Raw genomic sequence first — 23,788 nt, 5'->3', positions numbered from 1 at the left:
GTGCAGCGCACTATCAGAACGGCATTTCGCATGAAACTTGCAGCTTGCTGAAGCGTTTCACAGAGGCCCGAGGGGACAGAGTGAGCTGGATCGCCGTAGTCTGGTCGTCCTAAGAGATCATGCGGCGGCCGTAGCAGGGGGGCTGCGGCCCCCGCCACGAACGCGAGAGGTCGCGCGTGATCACATTTGACGACGTCACCAAACGCTATCCGGACGGCACGGTCGCAGTCGATCACCTGAGCCTTGAGGCGCCGACGGGTGAGATCACCGTGTTCGTCGGCCCCTCCGGTTGCGGGAAGACGACGTCCCTCCGAATGATCAACCGGATGATCGACGCCTCAGAGGGGCGGATCCTCCTTGACGGTGAGCCCGTGCAGGGCATCGATCCGCCGACGTTGCGGCGCGGCATCGGCTATGTCATCCAGCAGGCCGGGCTCTTTCCGCACCGGAAGATCGTAGACAACATCGCCACCGTCCCCTATTTGCTCGGCTGGGACCGCAAGAAGGCCCGTGACCGCGCCATGGAGCTGCTCGAACGCGTGGGACTCGACTCGGCCATGGGCGAGCGTTACCCGTTCCAGCTGTCCGGCGGGCAGCAGCAGCGGGTCGGTGTGGCCAGGGCGCTCGCGGCGGACCCGCCGGTGCTGCTCATGGACGAGCCGTTCAGCGCGGTCGACCCGATCGTACGCACCAGCTTGCAGGAAGAGCTGCTCAGGCTGCAGGCGGAGCTGAACAAGACCATCGTCTTCGTCACCCACGACATCGACGAGGCCATCAAGCTCGGCGACCGGGTGGCCGTCCTGCGGGTGGGCGGCAAGCTGGCGCAGCTGGCCGACCCCAAGACGCTGCTGTCGGAGCCCGCCGACGACTTCGTCCGCGAGTTCCTCGGTCATGACCGGGGCATCAGGCGCCTGCAGTTCATCTCGACGGAGGGCCTGCGCCTGCGCGACGACCTGACCGTGTCCGAGGGCTTCGAGGGGCCCACTGACGAGCCGTGGCTGCTCGTCGTCACCGGGGACGACCGGCCGGTCGGCTGGATCTCGCGCGAGCGGCCCACCGAGCTGGAGCCGTACGGGACGTTCGTGCTCGGCCGCGACTCGATGCGCTCGGCCCTCGACGCGGCGCTGCTGTCGCCGTCGGGCTGCGCGGTGGCCGTCGACGGGGACGGCAAGGTCGTCGGCGCCGCCACCCGGGAGGCGCTCGACGAGGCACTGGCGGAGGCGGCCGATGGCTGACGGACCTCCCTCCACGTGGGCGATTGCTGACGGACCGCCCTCCATATGGGAGTGGATCGCGCGCAACTGGGACACCGGCCGGGTCGACAGCATCAAGAACCTGCTCGGCGACCACCTGATCATGTCGCTCGTGCCGATCGTCGTCGCGCTGATCGTGGCGCTGCCGCTGGGGCTGGCCAGCGTGCGCTGGCGCTGGCTCTACCAGCCGACCACGGGCGTGTTCAACGTCATCTACGCGCTGCCGTCGTTGCCGGTCTTCATGCTGCTCATCCAGTTCACCGGCCTGTCGAAGACGACCGTGATCGTGCCGCTGACCTTCTACGCCTGCGCCGTGCTCATCCCGTCGGTCGTCGACGGGCTCGGCGCGGTTCCTGAGCACGTACGGCAGTCGGCCGTCGCGATGGGGTTCACGCCGCTGCGCCGCCTGGTGCAGGTGGAGCTGCCGATCGCCACCCCCGTCGTGATCGCCGGGCTCCGGGTGGTCGCCGTCTCCAGCATCAGCCTTGTGAGCGTCGGCGCGCTGATCGGGCAGGGCGGTCTGGGCATGCTGTTCACCAGGGCCTACCAGAACCCGTTCGTGCCGCCCGCGCTCGTCGGTATCGTGCTGATCGTGCTGCTGGCCCTCATCGCCGACGGCCTTCTGGTGCTCGCCCAACGGCTGCTCACGCCCTGGGTCCGGGCTAGGAGGTCCGCGTGAACTGGCTGCTGGAGTTCTTCGGCAAGGCCGACAACTGGTCGGGCCCGGCGGGCATCCCCGCGCGGCTGCTCGAACACCTGGAGTTCTCGGTCATGGCGCTGGCCCTGGCCGTGCTGATCGCGATCCCGCTCGGCCTGCTCATCGGGCACACCGGCAAGGGCGGAATCGGCGTGGTGGTCACGGCCAACCTGGCCAGGGCGCTGCCGACGCTGGGGCTGCTGGTGCTGTTCGTGCTGCTGCTCGGCACCGCGTCCATCCTGCCGGTGATCATTCCGCTGGTGCTCCTGGCCATACCGCCGATCCTGGTCAACACCTTCGAGGGCATCAGGGGCGTGGACCCGGAGCTGCGTGATGCCGCCTATGGGATGGGCCTGCGGAGCGGGCAGGTGCTCGGGCGGGTGCTGGTGCCCGTGGCGCTGCCGCTGATCCTCCTGGGGCTCCGGCTGTCGGCCATCCAGGTGGTCGCCACCACCACGATCGCGGCCTACACCGGATTGGGCGGGCTGGGGCGATTCGTCATCGATGGCTTCTCGACTCAGGATTACGCCAGCGTCGTCGGGGGTTCAGTACTGATTGTGTTGTTCGCGCTCGTCGTGCAGGTGCTGTTCACCCTCGTTCGGAGGGTGACGGTCTCCCCAGGGGTGAGCCAGCGGGTCAAGGTCCGCTAATCTCTCCAATACCTGCCGCTAAGGAAGGAAATAACGATGAAACGCATGTTCGGCACCGCGGCGGTGCTGCTGACGGCATCGCTCGCGTTGGCCGCTTGTGGGGGTGGCGGCAGTGGTGGAGGCAACCCGCTCAACACCACGAGCGCGGCGCCCAGCGGCTCGGCCGCCGCGAGCGGCGGCAAGGTCATCATCGGCTCCGCCAACTTCGATGAGAACACCCTGCTGGCCTCGATCTACGCCCAGGCGCTCCAGTCCAAGGGCGTGCAGGTGGAGGAGAAGCCCAACATCGGCACCCGCGAGGTCATCTACGACCAGGTCAAGAGCGGCGGCCTGACCGTCGTGCCCGAGTACAACGGCAACTTGCTGGCCTTCGTCGACAAGGAGACCAAGGCGAAGACCACCGACGAGGTCAACGCCGGGCTCAAGGAGAAGCTGCCGCCCGAGCTCGAAGTCCTCGACTCCTCTCCCGCCGAGGACAAGGACACCCTGACGATCAGCAAGGACACGCAGGCCAAGCAGTCGCTCAACACCATGGACGACCTGGCCAAGGTGTCCAAGACCATGGTCATCGGGGCTCCGGCCGAGTTCAAGAAGCGCTGGGAGGCGGAGCTCAAGTCGGTCTACGGGATCGAGTTCAAGGACTGGAAGGCCACGGGCGCCACGACCGCCGACGCCATCAAGGACGGCACGGTCCAGGTAGGCAACGTGTTCAGCACCGACCCGAAGATCGCCGCCAACAACCTCGTCTCGCTCCAGGACACGAAGAACCTCTTCGCCGCCCAGAACGTGACGCCGCTGGTCAACAAGGCGGCCGTGAACGACACGGTCAAGACCACGCTCAACGCGATCTCGGCCAAGCTCACCACGCAGTCGCTGCTCGACATGATGCAGAAGATCGCCGTCAACAAGGACGAGCCCGCCACGGTGGCCAAGGAATGGCTGACCTCCAACGGTCTCGGCTGACCCGCCCGGCGAGGGTCCCCGCACTCCGGGGGCTCTCGTCGTGAGCGAGTTCACCGAGGCGATGGCGCAGCTCGCGGCGGGCGTGGCGGTGGTCACCGTACGCGACGGCCGCGACGACCTGGGCACCACCGTCTCGGCGCTGATGTCGGTCTCGCTGGAGCCACCGCTGATCCTGGTGAGCCTGGGCAGCGGCGGCTACCTCTGCGAGGTGCTGCTGCGCCAGGACCGCTGGGCGGCCTCGCTCCTGTCCGCGGGGCAGGCCGCTATCGCGAGCCGCTTCGCCACCGCCGGGCGGCCCAGCGCCCGCCACCTGGTGGCGGGCATCGCGCACCACCGCGGCACCCTCTCGGACGCGCTCGTCGTCGAGGGCGGCGTCGCGGCCCTGGAGGCGGAGACCACCCAGGTGGTCCCCGCCGGGGATCACACGCTGTTCATCGCGCGTGTGCTCGCGGTGCCGTATGTCACGCCCTCGCTCCAGCCGCTGGTCCGGCTCCGCGCCCGCTACCGCCCGATGGGCGGCTCCTGACGAAAGAGCCCACCGGACATCACGTACGGCGGTCTCAGCGAATCGTGTACCAGCTCGGGAGGGTCAGCGGCCCGGCGGCCGGGAGGCCCAGCTCGGCGGAGAGCCGGGCGAGCGGCCCCCAGGCTTCCAGGCGGACGCGGGCCAGCGCGGCGGCCTTGTCCTCGCTCGACTCCGGCCCCAGCAGCCGCTCCAGCGGGTTGAGCCGCGGATAGACCCGCACGGGCGCCTCCGCGCCCAGGCCCGCGCGCTTCCTGGCCATGCCGAGCGCGTCCTCGAGGCCGCCCAGCTCGTCGACCAGGCCACAGGACCGGGCGTCGGCGCCGGTCCAGACGCGGCCGCGGGCCAGCTCGTGGGCGCGCTCCCGGGTCAGGCCGCGACCCTCGGCGACCTTGCCCACGAAGTCATCGTAGATACGGTCGAGCCAGGCGTTGACCCGCTCCCACTGCTCGGGGGAGAAGGCACGCGTCGCGGAGAACATGCCCGCGTTGGCGCCCCCGGCCACCAGCTCGGAGTTGACGCCGACCTTCTCCAGCAGCTCCCGCATCACCGGCTTGCCGGCGAACACGCCGATGGAGCCGGTCAGCGTGCCGGGCTGGGCGACGATCACGTCGGCGGCCATCGAGACGAAGTAACCGCCGGACGCGGCCACGTCGCCCATCGACACGATCACCGGCTTGACCTTGCGGGCCAGCACGACCTCACGCCAGACCGTGTCCGAGGCCACGTACGAGCCGCCGGGGCTGTCCACCCGGAACACGATCGCCTTGACGTGCTCGTCGCGCCGGGCGGCCCGCAGCGCGGCGCTCACCGTGTCGGAGCCCATCGCGCCGCCGCCGCCGAGCGGGCTGCGTCCGCTGCGGCCGGACCTGATCTGCCCGTTGCCGTGGACGAGCGCGATGCCGTCGGCCGTCGGATGCGGCAGCTTGCGTACGGCCGCGGCCTTGGCGTAGCGGGAGACGTACTGCAGGTGCGGCTCACCACCCGCGGCCCGCTTGACCTCGTCGTACACCTCGTCGCGGTAGGCCAGCCCGTCGACCAGGCCGGCCTCCAGCGCCTCGGCGCCGATGAAGGGCCCCTGGTCGATCAGCTCGCGCACCTTGGCCGGGTCGAGCCGGCGGCCCTCGGCGATGCCCGCGCCGACCTGCTCGATGACCGACTCGACGATGCGGGTCATCGACTCGCGGTGCGGCTCGGTCATGTGGTCCTGGGTGAACATGTTGGCCGCGGTCTTGTACTCGTGCCGCTGGCCGACCTCGTAGTCGACGCCCAGCTTGGCCAGCGTGCCCTTGACGAACCGCTGCTCCAGCGCCACGCCCGTCAGCCCCACGTCGCCGCTCGGCTGCAGGTAGATCCGCTCGAACGCGGTGGCCAGGTAGTAGGGCACGGTGGCGTTGCCGAACTCGCCGAACGTCTCGGCGAAGGCGACCGTCAGCTTGCCCGAGTCCCGGAACTGGGTGACCGCCTGGCGCAGCTCCTGCACCATCGCCAGACCGAGCGGGTTGCCGCCCATCTTCACGATCAGTGCCTTGACCCGGGAGTCCTGCCTGGCCCGCTTGAGGCCCGAGAGCACATCGGCCAGCCGCGTCTTGCGCATGGACAGCACAGCGGAGAGCGGGTCCGCCGGTGGCCCTTCGGTGAGCCCTTCGGTCAGATCGAGCTCGAGTACCAGCGGGGCGGTGCGCCGCTGGCGAAACCTGTCAACGGTATCCAAGATCGCCTTGCCTGCGTCCATAAAAGCCACCCTAAGCGGCAGGAGTCGGTCATGGGTTGACCAAACTCCTGCCGAGGGCCGGACGGCAGGCCGGGGCGAGGGTTTAGAGAGCGGACCGGGCCGGGAGGATCGCCCTGGCCAGGTTGATCCGTTCGGTGCTCACCTCGGTGAATTCGCTGCTGTAGGAGATGTCCATGCCGGTGTTCTGCAGCTTCGCCATGACCTGGGCGACGCTCAGGCCGGGAAAGGCCTGCTTCATCACCGCGAACCCGCCGGTCACGTGCGGCGCGGCCATCGAGGTGCCGCTCAGCTCCGCGAAGGTGCCACCGGGCACCGACGAGTTGATCTTGACGCCGGGCGCGAACACGTCCAGCATCGCGCCGCGGTTGGAGAACGAGGCGATCTGGTCACTGTCGTCCGTGGCGCCCACCGCGATGGCGCTGGAGACGCAGGCCGGAGAGGCGACGCCGTCGTTGCCGGAGTTGCCCGCCGCGATCACGGGCGCCACACCGAGCGCCCGCAGGGCGTCGAACTGCGCCTTGTGCGCGCCGGCCCGCGGGTCGTTGTCGCACGGCTCGGTCCACATGCGGCCGCCGCCGAGGCTCATGTTCACCGCGGCGATGTGCCGCGCCTTGGCCGCCTTCGCGACGTACTCCAGCGCGAGCTTCTGGTCGGAGGTGTAGCTCAGGAAGCACGGGGTCGCGGGGGCTCCCGCCGCGCCGCAGGCCGTGGCGCTGTTGATGCGGGTGAAGACCTGGATGGGCAGGATGGCCGCGGCCGGGGCCACGCCGTTGGACGGAGCGCCCCGCACCATCGCGCCCGCCGCTATGCCCGCCACGTGCGAGCCGTGGCGGCACTGGTTGACGCCGTTCGCGATGCACAGCGGGGTCTCGGCGTTCGCCGCGCCGAGGCCGGTCTGGCTGGGCTGCCCGTTGGGGCAGAGCGAGACGGCCTCGACGCTCGGGTTCGCGGAGGAGAAGCAGGCTTCGTCCGTGATCCGGCCGGCGAAGAACGGATGGTCCTCGTCGATGCCGGTGTCGAGGATGGCGACCGTGGCGCCCTTGCCGGTCCAGCCGGCCGCGTTGGCCCGGTCGGAGCCGATCACCTTGGTGCTGACGTCCAGGAGTTTGGAGTTGTCGTCCATGAAGGCCGAGCTCAGCTCGTCCTGGTAGACGGATTTGACGCGGAGGTCGTCCCTGAGCGCGTCCAGGCACGCGTCGTCGAGTTCGGCCACGAAGAAGTTCGGCGACTTCGCCGTCTCGACGATCCGCGCGGCCGCGGAGGCCGCCATGATGTCCCTGGCGACGGCCTCGCCGTCCTGGCCAGGATGGAGCTCGACGATCGAGCGGACGCGCTGCGTCCTCTGCATCTCAGCGATGAGCGCCGGGCTGATGAGCGGGCCGCCGGCGCGGCTGTCCGCGCTGCCGGCCGGGGCCGCGACGAGCGCGGCCGAGACCGTGGCGAGCGCGACCATACCGGTCAGCAGCGGTCGTAGCTTCACTGGTTCCTCCGTGGTGGGGAAAGGCATACTGCCTGCACAGTCCCCACCCGCGAGAAGGGTGATGTCGCTGTTTCCCAAGTGACGCATCTACGCCAGAGAAACCTTTGCCGCTACTTCGGCAGGACGCTCTTCGCCGCCTTCTTCAGCGCGGCACTTGTGGCTTTGGTGGTGAGTCGCACCTTTTCGGCGGACTTCAAGGTTGTTGTCCCGTTGGTTCCGTGGGCCCAGTTCAGCCAGCCCGTCAGCAGGGCGGCGTCCAGCTTCGCGCGGTTGGTCTTGCTGGCCTTCAGCACCCGGTACGCGGTGCCCAGGGATGACGCCTTGGTCAGCTCGGGGAAGACCGTGCTGGCCTTCTGCACCAGGCTCAGGTAGCAGGTGAGCGTGGCGTCGGGCAGCTTGCCGGTGCTCCGGTGCAGCTCCACGGCCCATTTCTTGGCCGTCAGGCGGGTGCCGGTCGTACCGCGCGTACACACCGTGGCGGGGGCCTTGGGCGTGACCGTCACGGTCACGGTCACGGTGAGGGTCGGCAGCGGGACCGGCGTCGGGCTCGTCTCCGACGGCTCGGGCGTCGGCGTGGGGCCGCTGCTGTCCGACGGCTCGGGCTCGGGGTCGGGGTCGGACGGGTCGGGGTCGTCGGGGGCCGGAGCCGGGGTCTGGGTGATGGGCGGCTGCGGCGCGCTGCCGGTCAGCGCGGCGAGCACGTCCAGGCGCGGCGTGGTGACCTGGGTGCCGTCGGCGACCTGATAGACGTACGGGCGGCCGCTCGACTTGAGCTTGTCGATCAGCTCGGTCATCGGGGACTGCGGGGACTGCGCCTTCAGCAGCGCCAGCGCGCCCGCCACGTGCGGCGTCGCCATCGAGGTGCCGCTGTAGATGGCCGTCTGGTTGTCGGGCACCGAGGAGTCGATGTCCACACCCGGCGCGAACAGGTCCACCCCGGCGCCCCGGTTGGAGAAGTCGGCGATCGCGTCGCTGTCGTCGTTCGCGCCCACGGCCACCGCGGAGGTGATGCAGGCGGGGAACGAGGCGCCCTCGGAGTACTCGTTGCCAGCCGCGACCACGGTCGCGATGCCCTTGGCCAGCAGGGCGTCGATCTTCGGCTTGAAGATCGCGCCCTCCTCGCTGTCGTCGCACGAGGTCTCGGGCAGCCCGCCGCCCAGGCTGAGGTTCACCGCGGCGATCGGCTGCGCCGAGGCGGCCACGTAGTCCATGGCCAGCCGCAGCGACGACTCGTACGCCAGCAGGCACGACGGCTCGCCGTAGCAGACCGACTCGTCGTTGACCCGGCTGAACACCTGCACCGCGACGATCCCCGCGCCGGGCGCGACGCCGCCGTTGCCCGCCGCGATGCCCGCGACGTGGGAGCCGTGGTCACACAGGTTCTCCCCGTTGGCCAGGCACTTGGCCGTCATGGCGTCGGCCGCGCCCTTGCCGGTCTGCGTGGTCTGGTGGTTCGGGCACAGCGACTCCACGCCCTCGTCCACCGCGGAGAAGCACGCCTCGTCCACGATCCGGCCGCCGAAGTTCGGGTGGTCCTCGTCGATGCCGGTGTCGAGGATGGCCACCGCCTGGCCGGTGCCGACGAAGCCCTGGGCGTGCGCTTGGTCGGCGCCGATCTGGGTGAGGTTGTTCGCCGCACTCGGGGGATAGGCGCGATCACGGTGGATCGAGGTGACGCGCGAGTCCGCGGCGAGCGCGGCCAGCTCCTCGGCCGTGCCCTGGACCACCATGAACGGCTGGCTCTCCGGCCGCAGCACGACGTCCACGCTCTCGGCCGCCGCCTGCTTGGCCACCGGCGCGTTCTGCGCCGGGTCGCTCAGCTCGACGATGGCGCGCACGGTGCCGCCGCTGAGCGCCAGGCCGTCTTCGAGCTTCTCCTGGGTCGCGCTCGGCGACGGGGTCGGGGTAGACGTGGGGTCGTCGGCGAAGGCCGGAGCGGCCGGCACTAAGGCCAGCAGGATCGCGCACACGATCAAGGAGCGAAGTCGCACGATCCCGGAGTTTAAGGGGATTTATCCGGCGCGCACAGGGGTGGCGGGCCCCTCTCAGCGAACTCTCACTCACTTCCCAGCGCGTCGTGACGCAGCCACACGGCGCCCAGCGGCGGAACCCGCAGCGTGGCGGAGTGCGGCAGGCCGTGCCAGGGCTCCTCGACGGCCTGGACCTCGCCCATGTTGCCGACCCCGCTGCCCCAGTAGTCGTAGGCGTCGGTGTTGACGATCTCCGTCCACTGCCCGCCGTACGGCAGGCCGAGCCGGTAGTTCTCGTACGGCCCGCCGCTGAAGTTGGCCACGCACGCCACCGCCGACCCGTCGGCCGCGTAGCGGACGAACGAGAAGGTGTTACCCCGCGCGTCGTCGGCGTCGATCCAGCGGAAGCCCTCGGGCGCCGCGTCCTGCTCCCACAGGGCCGGGGTCTCGCGGTAGAGCCGGTTGAGATCGCGCACCAGCCGTTGTACGCCGGCGTGCCCGTCGAACTCCAGCACCCACCAGTCGAGCCCGCGCTCCTCCGACCACTCCGAGCCCTGGCCGAACTCGCCGCCCATGAACAGCAGCTGCTTGCCCGGGTGCGCCCACATGAACGCGAGCAGGGCCCTGAGCTGGGCGAAGCGCTGCCATTCGTCGCCCGGCATCTTGCCCAGCAGCGAGCCCTTGCCGTGCACGACCTCGTCGTGGGACAGCGGCAGCACGAAGTTCTCGGAGTAGGCGTACATGAGCGAAAAAGTCATCTGATGGTGGTGGTACTGCCGAAATATCGGCTCATGTCGTAGATAGCTGAGCGTGTCGTGCATCCAGCCCATGTTCCACTTGAAGCCGAACCCGAGCCCGCCCAGGTGCACGGGCCGCGACACGCCCGGCCACGCCGTCGACTCCTCCGCCACGGTCGTGATGCCCGGAGCCTCCCGGTAGCAGACGGAGTTCATCTCCTTGAGGAACTCCACCGCGTCGAGGTTCTCCCGGCCGCCGTAGATGTTCGGCGTCCACTCACCCTCGCGCCGCGAGTAGTCGAGATAGAGCATCGAGGCGACCGCGTCGACCCGCAGCCCGTCGATGTGGAACTCCTTCATCCAGTAGAGCGCGTTGGCGACCAGGAAGTTGCGCACCTCCCGGCGGCCGAAGTCGAAGACGTAGGTCCCCCAGTCGGGGTGCTCGCCACGGGCCGGGTCGGCGTGCTCGTACAGCGGCGTGCCGTCGAAGCGCGCCAGCGCCCAGTCGTCCATCGGGAAGTGCGCGGGCACCCAGTCCAGCAGCACCCCGATCCCGGCCTGATGCATCCGGTCCACCACATGCCTGAACTCATCGGGCGTCCCGAACCGGGCCGTCGGCGCGTAGTAGGACGTCACCTGGTAGCCCCACGACCCGCCGAACGGGTGCTCGGCCACCGGCAGTAGCTCCACGTGCGTGAAGCCCATGTCCTGGACGTAGTCGACGAGCTGCTCGGCCAGCTCCAGATAGGACAGACCGGGCCGCCACGACCCCAGGTGCACCTCGTAGACGCTCGCCGGACCCCGCTGCGCGTTCTTCTCGGCGCGCTCGGTCATCCACGAGTCGTCTTCCCAGGTGTAGGCGGACTGCTCGACCACGGAGGCGGTCTGCGGCGGCACCTCGGTACGCCTGGCCATCGGGTCGGCCTTGTCCCGCCACACGCCGTCGGCGCCGAGGATGTGGAACTTGTACCGCTCGCCCCGCCCCAGCTCGGGGATGAACAGCTCCCACACGCCGGAACGGCCCAGCGAACGCATCGGGAAGGCGGTGCCGTCCCAGTGGTTGAAGTCGCCGACGACCCGGACGCCGCGCGCGTTCGGCGCCCAGACGGCGAACGCGGTGCCGTCGACGTCCTCGTGCCGCATCACGCGCGCGCCGAGCACCTCCCACAGCCGCTCGTGGCGGCCCTCGCCGATGAGGTGCAGGTCCACCTCGCCCAGCGTGGGCCAGTGGCGGTAGGGATCACGGGCCTGGTACGGCTCGGAGCCCGCGTACTGGACGCTGAAGGAGTAGGAGGGCACCTTGTCGAGCCCCTTGACGGTGGTCTCGAAGACCCCGTGGGCTTGATGCTTGAGATCGTGGGCCGTCCCGTCGTCCAGCACCACGCGGACCCGTTCGGCCAGCGGGCGCAGCGTACGGAAGGTGACACCGCCCTCGACGGGATGTGCTCCCAGCACGGAATGCGGATCGTGGTGTGCTCCGCCCGCGAGTCGGTCGAGCTCTGTCCTCATCGGCATGCTCCCACCCTGCCCTACGTCAGACCTACAACCCAGGCACTGCCCGCATTCACGCAGACAATCACCGAAAGTGCGAAATCTTGGGTTTATCGCGAGCCAACGACGGGGGTAAATGCCCGCTTTAAGAAGGGTTCTGGATGGTCTGCGGGGGCGCAAGCGCCGTCCGTACCGAGGCCGCGATCCGGTCGACATCGCCGCGTTCCGCCTCGGGCAGCGGGGCGCCCACCGACACCCTGAGCGCATCCGCCGTGGTCAGGAGCCCGGCCGCCTCCTCGTGCCGGCCGTCGAGCGCGTGGGCGCCCGCCAGGCCCTCCAGGGCGAGCGCGATCGCGCGCGGATCGCCCACCCGCCGCGCCACCGCCAGCCCTTCGCGCTGCCACTCCAGCGCGGCCACCGCGTCCCCGCGCTGCTCGGCGACGAACCCCAGCTCGGCCAGGATCAGCGCCGCCCCCGGCTCGCCGGCCACCTCACGCACCCAGCGCAACCAGCGGCGCAGCAGCCGTTCCGCCTCATCGAGCCGCCCCTGCCGCCGGGCGACCAAGGCCAGCCCGACCTCGGCGAACTCCTCCAGCGGCACATCCGACCGGGCGACGGCCAGCCGCCGGGCCCGCTCGTGCAGCTCCCGCGCCCCGTCGAGGTCTCCGGTCAGCAGCGCCACCCGGCCCAGCCTGGACAGCGCGCCGGACACCTCGCTCTGCAGCCCAAGCTCCTCGGCGCCGCGCAGCCCGTCGCGCCGCAGGTCGGCGGCCCGCACGTAGTCGCCGGTGATCTCGGCCAGCGTGCCAAGGTTCTCGGCGGCCCGCATCTCACCCCACCGGTCGCCCACCTCCCGGAACAGCTCCAGCCCCTGCTCCCCGTCCTGCCGCAGCGCCGCCAGATCGCCGCGCAGCAGCGCCCGCCTGGCCCGCAGGCTCAGCGCCGCCGCCGTGCCCCACCGGTCGTCCAGGGCGAGGAAGGACTCCAGCGCGCCGTCCAGCAACGCGTCGGTGACCACCGGGTCGTCATAGCCGTACAGCGTGAAGGCAAGGAACCACCGCGCCCTGGCCCGGCGCACCGGATCCGTGATCGCGGCCGGCAGTTGCTCCACACCGGGGGCCCGCCCCTGCCCGGACAGCATCCGCAGCCCGGCCAGCCAGACACGGGCCTGCGCGTCGTCGGCGGCGGCCAGCACCGCCTCCAGGGTTCGCTGTCCCTCGCCGAGCCTGCCGCGCAGCACCCAGTACCAGGCCAGCGCGTTCACCAGCCGGACCGCCACGTCCGTTGCGCCGCGCCGGAGCGAGGTCTCGATCGCGGCGCGCAGGTTGGCCGCGTCGGCGTCGAGCAGCGCGAGCCAGTGTCGCTGCTCGGGTCCGCGCAGGCCCGGCTCGGCGCGTTCGGCGAGGTCGGCGTGGTGGTGGGCGTGCCGTAGCCGGACCGCCTCCGTCTCACCCGCTTCGGACAGCCGTTCCAGGCAGTACGCGGCCACCGACTCCAGCAGCCGGTACCTGCCGCCGGGGGTCCGTACCACCAGCGACCTGTCCATCAGCCTGGCCAGCAGGTCGAGCACGTCCAGGCCCGGTTCGGCGCAGATCGCCTCGGCGGCTTCGAGCGTGCAGCCGTCGGCGTGCACGGCCAGGCGCCGCAGCACGACCCGCTCGCCGTCGGTCAGCAGCTCCCAGCTCCAGTCGATCATCGCCCGCAGCGTCCGCTGCCGCGCGGGCGCACCTCGATGTCCCGTGGCGAGCACCCGGAACCGGTCGTCGAGCCGGGCGGCCAGCCGACGCGGAGTGAGCGCCCGCAGCCGGGTGGCGGCCAGCTCCAGCGCCAGCGGGATCCCGTCGAGCCGCGCGCAGATCTCCGCCACGCCGTCGTCGTCCGGCCCGATGCCCGCCCTGGCGGCGAGCAGCCGTGCGGCGGCCTCCGGCCCGAGTGGCGGCACGCTCCACAGGACCTCGCCGGGGACACGCAGCGACTCCTGGCTGGTCGCCAGGACGCGCAGCTCGGGCGCGGCCCGCAGCAGCCGCTCGGCCAGCTCGGCGACCTGGTCGACCACGTGCTCGCAGTTGTCGAGGACGAGCAGGGTCGCGCTGGTACGGAGCGCGGCGGCGAGCCGGTCGACCACGGACCCGGGCGAATCATCCCTGACCCCCAGCACCGTCGCCACCACCTCGGCCACCACGCCGTCGGTGGGGGAGGTGGCCGAGGCCAGCTCGACCAGCCACACCCCGCCGGGGAACGGCCGGCCGGGCTCGGCCGCCGCCTCCAGGGCGAGCCGGGTCTTACCGACCCCGCCCGGCCCGGTCAGCGTGACGAGCCGCCCGGCCCGCAGCAGCGACCGCACCTCGGCCACCTCCGCGTCCCGGCCGATCAGCTCGGTGAGCGGGGCGGGCAGGTTCGTCGCGGGCGGCCCGGCGAGCGATCCGGCCGGACCGGAGCCCTGCGGCGCTCCAAGAGGCGCGGGCGGATGGGAGTGCGTCGGGTCCATGGGCAGTGCGGGTGGGTCGAGGATCGGGTCCTGGCGGAGGATCGCGGCGTGCAGTGCCGTCAGTTCGGGTGCCGGGTCGATGCCCAGCTCCTCAGCCAGCAGCCCGCGCAGCTGCGCGTAACCGGCCAGCGCCTCGCTCTGCCGCCCCGCCCGGTACAGCGCCCGCAGGTGCGCGGCCCGCAGCCGCTCCCGCAGCGGGTGCGCGGTCACCAGCTCGGCCAGCTCGGCCGCCAGCGCCCCGTGGTCGCCCAGCTCCAGCCGCGTCTCGGCCAGCTCCTCCAGCGCGACCAGCCGCTGCTCCTCCAGCCGGTCGACGGCCGCTCTGGCGAAGTCGCCGAACTCGGCGTAGGGAGCCCCCCGCCACAGGCCGAGCGCCTCGGTCAGCAGCGCCTGCCGTACCCGCGCGTCGTCGCTCCGCCCGGCACGGGCGAGCAGGGACTCGAACAGGCCCGCGTCCACCTCCTCCGCGTCCACCGCGAGCAGGTACCCCGGCGGCCGGAAGGCCACCAGTGAGCGGTCGCCGAGCGCCCGGCGCAGTTGGGAGACCTTGACGCGCAGCGCGGCGGGCGCGTCGGCGGGCGGGCGGTCGCCCCACAGGTCCTCGATGAGCCGGTCGGTGGAGACCGGCCGCCCCCGGTGCGCCAGCAGGTCGGCGAGCAGCGCGCGGACCTTGGCCTCGGGCACCTGGACCGGCTGCCCGGCCGGCGTCCACACCGAGAGGGGGCCCAGCACCCCGAATCTCATCAGCCCCCCATAACAAACTCCGAACCCGACCATAACCCCCGGCCAGCAATGTGGAAGCCGTCAACGGAAAGGACTGCTCAGCATGCGTATCTCTATCCTCGGCCTGGGCCTCATGGGCCAGGCCCTGGCCCGGACCCTCGTCGGGGCCGGTCATAGCGTCACCGTGTGGAACCGTACGGAAGGCAAGGCCGACGGCCTGGGCGCCACCGCCGTGGCGACCGCGGCGGAGGCGGTCGCGGCCAGCCCGCTGGTGATCGTCTGCGTGCTCGACTACGCGGCCGTACGGGAGCTCCTCGGCTCGGTACGGCTGGACGACCGGGTCCTGCTGAACCTCACCAACGGCAGGCCGGCGGAGGCCCGCGACATGGCGGAGTGGGTGGCCGAGCGCGGCGGCGACTATCTGGACGGCGGCATCATGGCCGTGCCCCAGATGATCGGCACGCCCGGCGCGCTGATCCTCTACAGCGGCTCGCCCACCGCCTTCGAGCGTTACGAGGAGGCGTTGGGCGTGCTGGCCAGGCCCCGCTACCTGGGGGCGGACGCGGGGCTCGCACCGCTGTACGACCTGGCCATGCTCACCGGCATGTACGGCCAGATCGCCGGGTTCCTGGAGGCGGCGGCGCTGATCGCCTCGGAGAAGCGGCCGGTGGCGGAGTTCACCACGGAGCTGCTGGTGCCATGGCTGAACGCGATGGCCGGGCAGCAGCCCCGGATGGCGGCGGACATCGAGGCGGGCGCCTACATGACCGACGTCTCCAACCTGGAGATCAACCAGGTGGGCATGGTCAACCTGATCCGCGCCTTCGAGGAGCAGGGGGTGAAGCCGGACCTGCTGCTGCCCATGAGGGAGGTCCTCGACCGGCGGGTGGCGGCCGGCAACGGCGCCCACGGCCTGTCGAGCCTGATCGAAGAGCTCCGTTAGCGACAGGTCAGCGGCGGAAGGCGGCCAGCGGGATGCGGATCCATGAGGGCCGGTTGCGGGCCTCGTAGACCACCTCGTACACCGCCTTCGACAGCTCGAACGCGCGCAGCAGGGCCGCGTCCGCCGAGGTGATCACGCCGCCGCCCTCGGTGTAGCCCTCCAGGAAGGCGGCCCTGTTGCGGTCGGCCCACTCGGCGGCCCGCTCCTCCAGGGATTCGGGCTGTGAGTGGTCGGCCAGCAGGTGCCTGGCCGCGTAGTCGAACGAGCGGAGCATCCCGGCCACGTCGCGCAGCGGGGACGACAGGGCCCGGCGTTCGGCCAGGGGCTGGCCCGGCTCGCCCTCGAAGTCGAGCACCACCCAGCCGGTCGCGATGCGCATCACCTGGCCCAGGTGGTAGTCGCCGTGCACCCGTTGCACGGGCACCTCGACGGTCAGGTCCTCCACCGCGTGGTAGGCGGCCTCCAGCGCGTCGACGTGCTCGCGCAGCTCCGGCACCTCGCCCACGGCCCGGCCCAGCCGCCGCCGGAAGCCCTCGGCCATCCGCTTGACCTCGTGCACCTCGATCAGGTCGGTGGGGAAGGCGGTGGCCAGCTCGTGATGGACGTGGGCGGTGGCCACGCCGAGCCGGTGCGCCTCGGCGGCGAAGTCACCTCCGACCTCGCCCGCCGAGAGCTCGGGCATCGAGCCGTACAGGTCCCGCACGCTGGCCAGGGCCAGGTCCCAGCCGTCGTTGGCGGTGGAGAGGTATTCCTGCATGATGGCCAGCGTCGTGGCGGTGCCGTCGAGGTCGGTCTCGATCCAGCCGTACGGCTTGGCGATGTGCGCGGACTCCAGGGCGTCCAGCGCGGTGACGATCTCCAGCTCCGGGTTCACGCCGGGGATCAGGCGGCGGAAGAACTTGCAGATGTAGGCGTCCCCGTACACCAGGGAGGTGTTGGACTGCTCGGCGCCGAGCACCAGGCTGCGCGGTGAGGTGTCGATGGTGACGCCGGGCAGGTGGCGGAAGCGGACGGTGTCCCAGCCGCAACCCTCGGCCATGCACTCCAGGACCCAGTGGGTCAGGGCTTGGTCGTGGACGGCGTCGTAGACGTACCACTCGGGATGGTCGGGGCCGTTTTCGAAGGCGTAGGGGCCGTGCGTGCCGATCAGCGCGTGTTTCAGCCGGTCGGGCAGCTCGGTCCGCATTCCGAGCAGGATCTGGTAGCGCTCTCTCGACGCTCCCTGCCAGACGGACACGATCAGGTGGCGGAGGCCGGGGTCGTCGGCGTCGATCACGACGTCCGACTCGATCGACAGGGAGTCGATCGCGCGCCCCTTGCCGCCGAACCATCGTTGGCGACTGATCCATGCGGCAAGGAGCTCGTCAAGCACGTCTTACTCCTCCTGGGTGAAGGCCGGTGGGAGTGTGAACCAATAGAACCCATGCCCGGGAAGCGTCAAAAGATACGGAAGTTCGCCAATTGCCGGGAATGGAACTCCACCCATCGTCTCAACGGGCGAGACGCCGACGAATCTGCGCAGGTCAAGCTCGACCGGCTGGGGGAAGCGCGAGAGGTTGTTCACGCACAACATCCGGTCGTCGCCCAGCTCGCGGACGAACGCCAGCACGCTCGGGTTGGAGGAGTTGAGCTCGGTGAACTCACCCAGGCCGAACACCGGGTGCCGCTTGCGGATCTCGATCATGCGCTTGGTCCAGTGGAGCAGCGATCCGCCGCTCTTCTGCTGCGCCTCGACGTTGAGCCCCTGGTAGCCGTAGATCGGGTCCATGATGACCGGCAGGTAGAGCCGTCCCGGGTCGCAGTCGGAGAACCCGGCGTTGCGGTCGGGGTCCCACTGCATGGGCGTGCGTACGCCGTCGCGGTCGCCGAGCCAGATGTTGTCGCCCATGCCGATCTCGTCGCCGTAGTAGAGCACCGGCGAGCCGGGCAGCGACAGGAGCAGCGCGGTGAACAGCTCGATCTGGTTGCGGTCGTTCTCCAGCAGGGGTGCCAGGCGCCGCCGGATGCCGACGTTGGCCCGCATGCGCGGGTCCTTGGCGTACTCGGTGTACATGTAGTCGCGTTCCTCGTCCGTGACCATCTCGAGCGTCAGCTCATCGTGGTTGCGGAGGAAGATCCCCCACTGGCAATGTTCCGGAATCTTCGGGGTTTGGGCCAAGATTTCGGAAATGGGGTAGCGCGACTCCCTGCGTACGGCCATGAAGATGCGCGGCATCAGCGGGAAGTGGAACGCCATATGGCACTCGTCGCCCCCGCCCACCGGGTCGCCGAAGTACTCGACCACGTCGGAGGGCCACTGGTTGGCCTCGGCGAGCAGCACCCGGTCGTTGTAGAGCCGGTCGACCTCCTTGCGGATCCGCTTGAGGTAGTCGTGCGTGCGCGGCAGGTTCTCGCAGTTGGTGCCCTCCTCCTCGAAGAGGTACGGCACGGCGTCGAGGCGGAACCCGTCGATGCCCAGGTCGAGCCAGAAGCGCAGCACCTCCAGCATCGCGTCCTGCACGGCCGGGTTCTCGTAGTTGAGGTCCGGCTGGTGGTGGAAGAAGCGATGCCAGTAGTACTGGCCGCGGACCTGGTCATAGGTCCAGTTGGACGTCTCGGTGTCGATGAAGATGATCCGGGCGTCGGGATAGGCGCTGTCGTTGTCCGACCAGACGTAGAAGTCGCCGAACGGCCCCTCCGGGTCGTGGCGCGCGGCCTGGAACCAGGGGTGGGCGTCGCTCGTGTGGTTCATCACCAGGTCGGCGATGACTCGCATGCCGCGTTTGTGGGCCTCATCGACGAGCTTCACGAAGTCTCCGAGATCGCCGAACTCCGGCAGGATCTTCATGAAGTCGGCGATGTCGTAGCCGCCGTCGCGCAGCGGTGACTCGTACAGCGGCAACAGCCACAGACAGTCCACGCCGAGCCACTGGAGATAGTCGAGCTTGCTGATCAGGCCCTTGATGTCACCGGTGCCGTCGCCGTTGGAATCGGCGAAGCCCCTGATCAGAACCTCGTAGAAGACCGCGCGCTTGTACCAGTAGGGGTCGCGCGGCTTCTCCTCGTCGAAGGGGTTGGGAATGGGTGTGGAGCTCATGAGCACTCCCTTGGGCTCATGAAGGAGGCGCTTTCACACACGTTGAAGACTCCCCGCTGAATTCTGTGTTCTACCGTGGCGCGGCTCGTACGGTGAAGATGTGGGCTGGCTGGATGTGGGGGTCGAGGCGAACGTAGTTGTTCTGCCGCCAACGGTACGACTCGCCCGACAGTTCGTCGTCGACGACGAACTCGGCATTCCAGTCGAGACCGAGGGCCGGCATGTCCAGCTCGACCGCCGCCTCGTGGGTGTGGTGTGGGTCGAGATTGACAACCGCCAGGACGACATCGCCCAGCCCGTGCCGTCGTGTGGCGGGGTCATAGGCGCCCGGCAGGCGCTTGGAGAAGCACACCATGTCCGGTTGGTCAACCCGGTGGAACCGTAGATTACGCAACTCCTGCAGCGCTGGATGTGCTCTTCGGAACAAATTCAGGTGGGTGATGAACGGCGCCAGGCTCCACCCTGCCCGCTCTGCCTCCGCCCAGTCCCGCGGTTTGTACTGATATTTCTCACTATCTAGATATTCCTCACTACCCGGGCGGACAGGGACATTTTCCCCAAGCTCGTACCCGGAATAGACGCCCCAGGTGGGTGAGGCGAGCGCGGCGAGCACGGCACGGATCCGGAAAGCAGGATTTCCGCCGTGTTGCAGGTATTCGTGAAGAATATCCGGTGTGTTAACGAACACATTGGGTCGCAGGAAGTACGACGTCTCCCGGGCCAGCTCGGCGAGGTAGGTCTCCACGTCGTGCTTGGAGTTCTTCCACGTGAAGTACGTGTAGGACTGGTGGAAGCCCACCTTGGCCAGCGTCTGCAGCATCGCCGGCCGGGTGAACGCCTCGGCCAGGAAGATCACGTCCGGGTCGGTCGCGTGGATGTCGGCCAGCAGCCGCTCCCAGAACCCCACCGGCTTGGTGTGCGGGTTGTCCACGCGGAAGATCCGTACGCCGTGGTCCATCCAGTGCCGCAGGACCCGTCTCACCTCGACGTAGATCCCCTCGGGGTCCTTGTCGAAGTTGATCGGGTAGATGTCCTGGTACTTCTTCGGCGGGTTCTCGGCGTAGGCGATCGTGCCGTCGGCCCTGATCGTGAACCACTCCGGGTGCTCCTTGACCCACGGATGGTCGGGGGAGCACTGCAGCGCGAAGTCGAGCGCGACCTCCATGCCCAGCTCGCGGGTGCGGTTGACGAACTCGGCGAAGTCCTCGATCGTCCCCAGGTCGGGATGGAGCGCGTCGTGGCCGCCGTCGTCGGAGCCGATCGCCCAGGGCGATCCCGGCTCGTCGGGCTCGGGGCTCAGGGTGTTGTTGCGCCCCTTGCGGAACGTGAGGCCGATGGGATGGATCGGCGGCAGGTAGACGACGTCGAAGCCCATCTTGGCGATCGCGGGCAGACGCTTGGCCGCAGTCTGGAAATTTCCGGACTTGGAGACGCCGGACTCGTTGATGACCGCGCCCTCTGACCTGGGGAAGAACTCGTACCAGGAGCCGTACAGCGCCCGGCGCCGGTCCACCCTGATCGTCCGCGGCCGGGCCCTGGTCACCAGGGCGCGCAGCGGGTGCGCCTCCAGCAGCGCCGCCGTCTCCGGCAGCTGCGCGATGGACAGCCGGGCCCGGGGGTCCAGTTGCTCGTCGCGGAGCGTGGCGGCGACGGCCAGCAGCGCGGCGCGGTGGCCGCACGTGCTGTCGCCGTTGCCGTTGACCTTGGTGGATGGCTTGGTGGATGGCTTGGTGGATGGCTTGGTGTCGGTGGCCCGGCCGGTCCTGGTGTGGGCCGCGGGATGCCCGTTCCCGTTGCCGGGGGCGGGACAGTCCGCCTGCCGTACGGCCTTGGCGGCGCGCTCGAACAGCCGGGCGCCCTCCTCGCACATGAGGTCGCTGTCCATGCCCCGCGGGATCTTGATCTCCGCGTCGTGCAGCCAGGTAGCGATGGGGTCGCTCCACGCCTCCACCCTGAACAGCCAGTCACCCTCGGCCGGCAGGCACACGTCCAGGCCCCACCTGTCGGTGCCCGGCGCGAGCTCGCGCATCGGTCTCAGGCGGCCTCGCTTCCCATCGGGCGCGGTGAGCACAACGCCCGCGGCCACGGCGTCGTGGCCCTCTCTGAACACGGTCGCCGAGACCTGAAAGGTCTCGCCGGCGACCGCCTTGGCGGGCCACTGCCCGCAGTCGACGACGGGGGAGATGTCCGTGATGGGAATTCGTCCGATCATCGCATTTCAAGGTTGCGACGGCACGCTCGGTACCGCCGGAGGCTTCCGTGGTAGGAACGATCCTTGCATGTAAATTGTGGGCAGCAGTGGAGGACCTCCCGAGTGTCCCCAGGAGAACCGACATTGGTGGAAGTTGCCCCAATATTTCCTCTTCATGCTTCTTCTCGGAAGGGGTTTGAACGGCCTTGCCGAAGGTGAGGGACTGAGAGGTCCCTCCTAGCCCATAGGGTTCGAAAACGTGAGAGCAATCCGCCGGTTCACCGTCCGCACTGTCCTGCCCGCGGAGTTGGCCGCCCTCGGCGAGCTCGTGCACAACTTGCGCTGGTCATGGCACCCGGAGACGACCGACCTCTTCGCCGAGGTCGACCCGCGTCTCTGGGAGCAGGTAGGGCACGACCCCGTCGCCCTCCTGGGCGCCGTCGACCACGCCAGGCTGGCCGAGCTGGCCGCCGACCGCCGATTCCTGCGCCGTCTCGCCGATGCCGCCGACGACCTGCGCGAATACATCACCGCGCCGCGTTGGTATCAGACGCTGCCCGACGCCGCGAGCGCCATCGCCTACTTCTCCCCCGAGTACGGCATCGCCGCCGCACTCCCTCAATACTCCGGCGGCCTGGGCATCCTGGCCGGCGACCACCTCAAGACCGCCAGCGATCTCGGGGTGCCGATCCTCGCGGTCGGCCTGCTGTATCGCCACGGCTACTTCACCCAGTCGCTTTCGCCAGAGGGCTGGCAGCTGGAGCACTACCCGTCACTCGACGCGGGCGGCCTGCCGCTGACCCTCCTGAAGGAGGAGGACGGCACCCCCGTCAAGATCCGCATCTCCCTGCCCGGTGAGCGGGTGCTGCACGCGCAGATCTGGGTGGCCCAGGTGGGCCGGGTGCCGCTGCTGCTCCTCGACTCCGACGTGGCCGACAACGACGCCGCGGCCCGCGACGTCACCGACCGCCTCTACGGCGGCGGCACCGACCACCGGCTGCTGCAGGAGCTGCTCCTGGGCGTCGGCGGCGTACGGGCGATCCGCGCGTACTGCCGCATCACCGGGCACGCCGAGCCCGAGGTGTTCCACACCAACGAGGGCCACGCCGGCTTCCTCGGCCTCGAACGCATCCGCGAGCTGACCGAGTCCCGCCTCTCCTTCGACGAGGCGCTGGAGGCCGTACGCGCGGGCACGGTCTTCACCACGCACACACCGGTGCCCGCGGGCATCGACAGGTTCCCCGTCGACATGATCGAGCGCCAGTTCGGCGGCGACAACGCCTGGCCGACCGTGCCCGTCGAACGCATCCTCGCGCTCGGCGCCGAGGACCAGCCCGGCCGGTTCAACATGGCGATCATGGGCATGCGGCTGGCCCAGCGCGTCAACGGCGTCTCCGTGCTGCACGGCGCGGTCAGCCGCGAGATGTTCAAGAGCCTGTGGCCCGGCTTCGACGTCGACGAGGTGCCGATCGGCTCGATCACCAACGGCGTCCACGCACCCACCTGGGTCGGCCGCGAGCTCATGGAGCTGGCCGGCCGCGAGCTGCCCTCGCTGATCGAGCGGGCGCGCGGCTGGGAGGGCGTCCAGAAGGTCCCCGACTCGGACCTCTGGGACATCCGGGGTACGCTCCGGCGCCGGCTCGTCGAGGGGGCCAGGGTCAGGCTGCGCAAGGCGTGGCGCGACCGCGGTGCCTCCGACGCCGAGCTCGGCTGGATCGACGACGTGCTCGACCCCGACGTGCTGACGATCGGGTTCGCCCGGCGCGTGCCGTCCTACAAGCGGCTCACGCTCATGCTGCGCGACGCCAAGCGCCTGTCGGACCTGCTGCTCGACGCCGACAAGCCGGTCCAGATCGTGATCGCGGGCAAGGCCCACCCCGCCGACGAGGGCGGCAAGAAGCTGATCCAGCAGATCGTCAAGTTCGCCGACCGGCCCGACGTGCGGCACCGCATCGTGTTCCTGCCCGACTACGACATGGCGCTCGGCCAGCTGCTCGTCCAGGGCTGTGACGTGTGGCTGAACAACCCGCTCCGGCCGCTGGAGGCGTCCGGCACCTCGGGCATGAAGTCGGCGCTGAACGGCGGGCTCAACCTGTCGATCCGCGACGGCTGGTGGGACGAGTGGTACGACGGCACCAACGGCTGGGCCATCCCCACAGCCGACGGGGTGACCGATCCCGACCGGCGCGACGAGCTGGAGGCCGCCGCCCTCTACGACCTGATCGAGAACGAGGTGGCCGACCGCTTCTACGACCGGGCCGGTGACGGGCTGCCGCGCCGCTGGCTGGAGATGGTCAAGCACACGCTCACCTCGCTCGGCCCCAAGGTGCTCGCGGGCCGGATGCTGCGCGACTACGTGGTCGGCCTCTACCTGCCCGCCGCGCGGGCCGCCCGCGCGCTGGAGGCCGACTCCTCCGCCGGGGCCAAGGCGTTCGCGGCCTGGCGCGTCCGCGTCACGCGGGCCTGGCCGGGCGTCCGGGTCGAGCACGTGGAGTCGTCGGGCGTCGGAGACGCGCCCGAGGTCGGCGCGGCGCTCGAAATACGCGCCACCGTCGCGCTCGGCGACCTGGAGCCGGGTGACATCCTGGTCGAGGCCGCCTACGGCCGGGTCGGGCCGCACGACGAGCTGATCCACCCGGCCTACGTCGAGCTGCGGACCGAGGGCGCCGACGACGACGGCCGGGCCCACTACGTGGGTGAGGTGCCGCTGGACCGTACCGGCGCGTTCGGCTACACGGTCCGGGCGGTCCCGCACCACCCGCTGGCCGCCTGCCGCGCCGAGCTCGGCCTCATCGCCGTTCCCGAGGAGCCCGCGGGGATGACGAACGGCATGCTCCGCTGAACGTGGTGATCGGGCTGGGTGGGCCG

15 protein-coding genes are annotated in these 23,788 nt (G+C 70.1%); 7 read left to right on the top strand and 8 right to left on the bottom strand.

Annotated elements, in window-relative coordinates; translation table 11 throughout:
• Window positions 1-176 precede the first annotated feature (176 nt).
• Genes AB0B64_RS18650 through AB0B64_RS18630 form a run of 5 tightly spaced genes read left to right on the top strand, consistent with a single transcriptional unit; the run spans window position 177 to window position 4,089 of the window.
• A complete protein-coding gene (locus tag AB0B64_RS18650; protein WP_358178597.1) occupies window positions 177-1,235 on the top strand; it encodes an ATP-binding cassette domain-containing protein in 1,059 nt (352 codons plus the stop codon).
• On the top strand, window positions 1,228-1,932 hold the full coding sequence (locus tag AB0B64_RS18645; protein WP_357949996.1) for an ABC transporter permease: 705 nt from the start codon (window positions 1,228-1,230) through the stop codon (window positions 1,930-1,932). Before AB0B64_RS18650 ends, AB0B64_RS18645 begins: the two co-directional genes overlap by 8 nt.
• Window positions 1,929-2,600 carry an ABC transporter permease subunit gene (locus tag AB0B64_RS18640; protein ID WP_357949999.1) on the top strand — a complete coding sequence of 224 codons (672 nt, stop codon included), beginning with the start codon at window positions 1,929-1,931 and terminating at the stop codon, window positions 2,598-2,600. The genes AB0B64_RS18645 and AB0B64_RS18640 overlap by 4 nt, the downstream gene beginning before the upstream one ends.
• Before the next feature lie 36 nt (window positions 2,601-2,636).
• Window positions 2,637-3,563, top strand: a complete 927-nt coding sequence (locus AB0B64_RS18635; RefSeq protein ID WP_358178595.1) for an ABC transporter substrate-binding protein — start codon at window positions 2,637-2,639, stop codon at window positions 3,561-3,563.
• A 40-nt stretch (window positions 3,564-3,603) separates the two neighbouring features.
• Window positions 3,604-4,089 carry a flavin reductase family protein gene (locus tag AB0B64_RS18630; protein WP_357950005.1) on the top strand — a complete coding sequence of 162 codons (486 nt, stop codon included), beginning with the start codon at window positions 3,604-3,606 and terminating at the stop codon, window positions 4,087-4,089.
• Window positions 4,090-4,123: 34 nt separating this feature from the next.
• Here the strand turns inward: AB0B64_RS18630 and sppA are convergent, their stop codons facing one another.
• The 5 genes from sppA to AB0B64_RS18605 form a co-directional block, all read right to left on the bottom strand.
• Entirely contained in the window at window positions 4,124-5,821 is a 1,698-nt protein-coding gene (gene sppA, locus AB0B64_RS18625; protein ID WP_357950008.1) for a signal peptide peptidase SppA, read from the bottom strand.
• Window positions 5,822-5,903: 82 nt separating this feature from the next.
• Window positions 5,904-7,301 carry a S8 family serine peptidase gene (locus tag AB0B64_RS18620; protein WP_357950010.1) on the bottom strand — a complete coding sequence of 466 codons (1,398 nt, stop codon included), beginning with the start codon at window positions 7,299-7,301 and terminating at the stop codon, window positions 5,904-5,906.
• A 110-nt stretch (window positions 7,302-7,411) separates the two neighbouring features.
• Window positions 7,412-9,292 (bottom strand): S8 family serine peptidase, encoded by a 1,881-nt coding sequence (locus AB0B64_RS18615; RefSeq protein WP_358178593.1) that lies wholly within the window; start codon window positions 9,290-9,292, stop codon window positions 7,412-7,414.
• 65 nt (window positions 9,293-9,357) lie between these two features.
• Window positions 9,358-11,517: a 1,4-alpha-glucan branching protein GlgB gene (glgB, locus tag AB0B64_RS18610; protein ID WP_358178710.1), complete on the bottom strand. Its 2,160-nt coding sequence runs from the start codon at window positions 11,515-11,517 to the stop codon at window positions 9,358-9,360.
• 127 nt (window positions 11,518-11,644) lie between these two features.
• Window positions 11,645-14,731, bottom strand: a complete 3,087-nt coding sequence (locus AB0B64_RS18605) for a BTAD domain-containing putative transcriptional regulator (protein WP_358178591.1) — start codon at window positions 14,729-14,731, stop codon at window positions 11,645-11,647.
• Window positions 14,732-14,813: 82 nt separating this feature from the next.
• Here AB0B64_RS18605 and AB0B64_RS18600 point away from each other — a divergent pair, with 82 nt between their 5' ends.
• A complete protein-coding gene (locus AB0B64_RS18600) occupies window positions 14,814-15,653 on the top strand; it encodes an NAD(P)-binding domain-containing protein (protein WP_358178589.1) in 840 nt (279 codons plus the stop codon).
• A gap of 7 nt (window positions 15,654-15,660) precedes the next feature.
• On the opposite strand, the gene AB0B64_RS18595 is transcribed toward AB0B64_RS18600, so the two are convergent.
• The 3 genes from AB0B64_RS18595 to AB0B64_RS18585 form a co-directional block, all read right to left on the bottom strand.
• A complete protein-coding gene (locus tag AB0B64_RS18595) occupies window positions 15,661-17,025 on the bottom strand; it encodes an aminoglycoside phosphotransferase (protein ID WP_357950022.1) in 1,365 nt (454 codons plus the stop codon).
• 3 nt (window positions 17,026-17,028) lie between these two features.
• A complete protein-coding gene (treS, locus tag AB0B64_RS18590; RefSeq protein WP_357950024.1) occupies window positions 17,029-18,729 on the bottom strand; it encodes a maltose alpha-D-glucosyltransferase in 1,701 nt (566 codons plus the stop codon).
• Window positions 18,730-18,799: 70 nt separating this feature from the next.
• Window positions 18,800-20,941, bottom strand: a complete 2,142-nt coding sequence (locus AB0B64_RS18585; protein WP_358178587.1) for an alpha-1,4-glucan--maltose-1-phosphate maltosyltransferase — start codon at window positions 20,939-20,941, stop codon at window positions 18,800-18,802.
• 238 nt (window positions 20,942-21,179) lie between these two features.
• On the opposite strand from AB0B64_RS18585, the gene glgP reads away from it, so the two are divergent.
• Window positions 21,180-23,762: an alpha-glucan family phosphorylase gene (glgP, locus tag AB0B64_RS18580; RefSeq protein WP_358178585.1), complete on the top strand. Its 2,583-nt coding sequence runs from the start codon at window positions 21,180-21,182 to the stop codon at window positions 23,760-23,762.
• Window positions 23,763-23,788 lie beyond the last annotated feature (26 nt).

The sequence above is a fragment of the Nonomuraea sp. NPDC049129 genome, from assembly GCF_040648495.1.
Taxonomy (GTDB): domain Bacteria; phylum Actinomycetota; class Actinomycetes; order Streptosporangiales; family Streptosporangiaceae; genus Nonomuraea.
This window is presented reverse-complemented; position numbering and strand designations above follow the sequence as displayed.

What these genes read in the sequence shown, in the direction of transcription:
- AB0B64_RS18645 (WP_357949996.1), top strand. Translation starts at nt 1,228, where the DNA reads ATGGCTGACGGACCTCCCTCCACGTGGGCGATTGCTGACGGACCGCCC.
- AB0B64_RS18635 (WP_358178595.1), top strand. Translation starts at nt 2,637, where the DNA reads ATGAAACGCATGTTCGGCACCGCGGCGGTGCTGCTGACGGCATCGCTC.
- sppA (WP_357950008.1), bottom strand. Translation starts at nt 5,821, where the DNA reads ATGGACGCAGGCAAGGCGATCTTGGATACCGTTGACAGGTTTCGCCAG.
- glgB (WP_358178710.1), bottom strand. Translation starts at nt 11,517, where the DNA reads ATGAGGACAGAGCTCGACCGACTCGCGGGCGGAGCACACCACGATCCG.
- AB0B64_RS18605 (WP_358178591.1), bottom strand. Translation starts at nt 14,731, where the DNA reads ATGAGATTCGGGGTGCTGGGCCCCCTCTCGGTGTGGACGCCGGCCGGG.
- AB0B64_RS18600 (WP_358178589.1), top strand. Translation starts at nt 14,814, where the DNA reads ATGCGTATCTCTATCCTCGGCCTGGGCCTCATGGGCCAGGCCCTGGCC.
- treS (WP_357950024.1), bottom strand. Translation starts at nt 18,729, where the DNA reads ATGAGCTCCACACCCATTCCCAACCCCTTCGACGAGGAGAAGCCGCGC.
- AB0B64_RS18585 (WP_358178587.1), bottom strand. Translation starts at nt 20,941, where the DNA reads ATGATCGGACGAATTCCCATCACGGACATCTCCCCCGTCGTCGACTGC.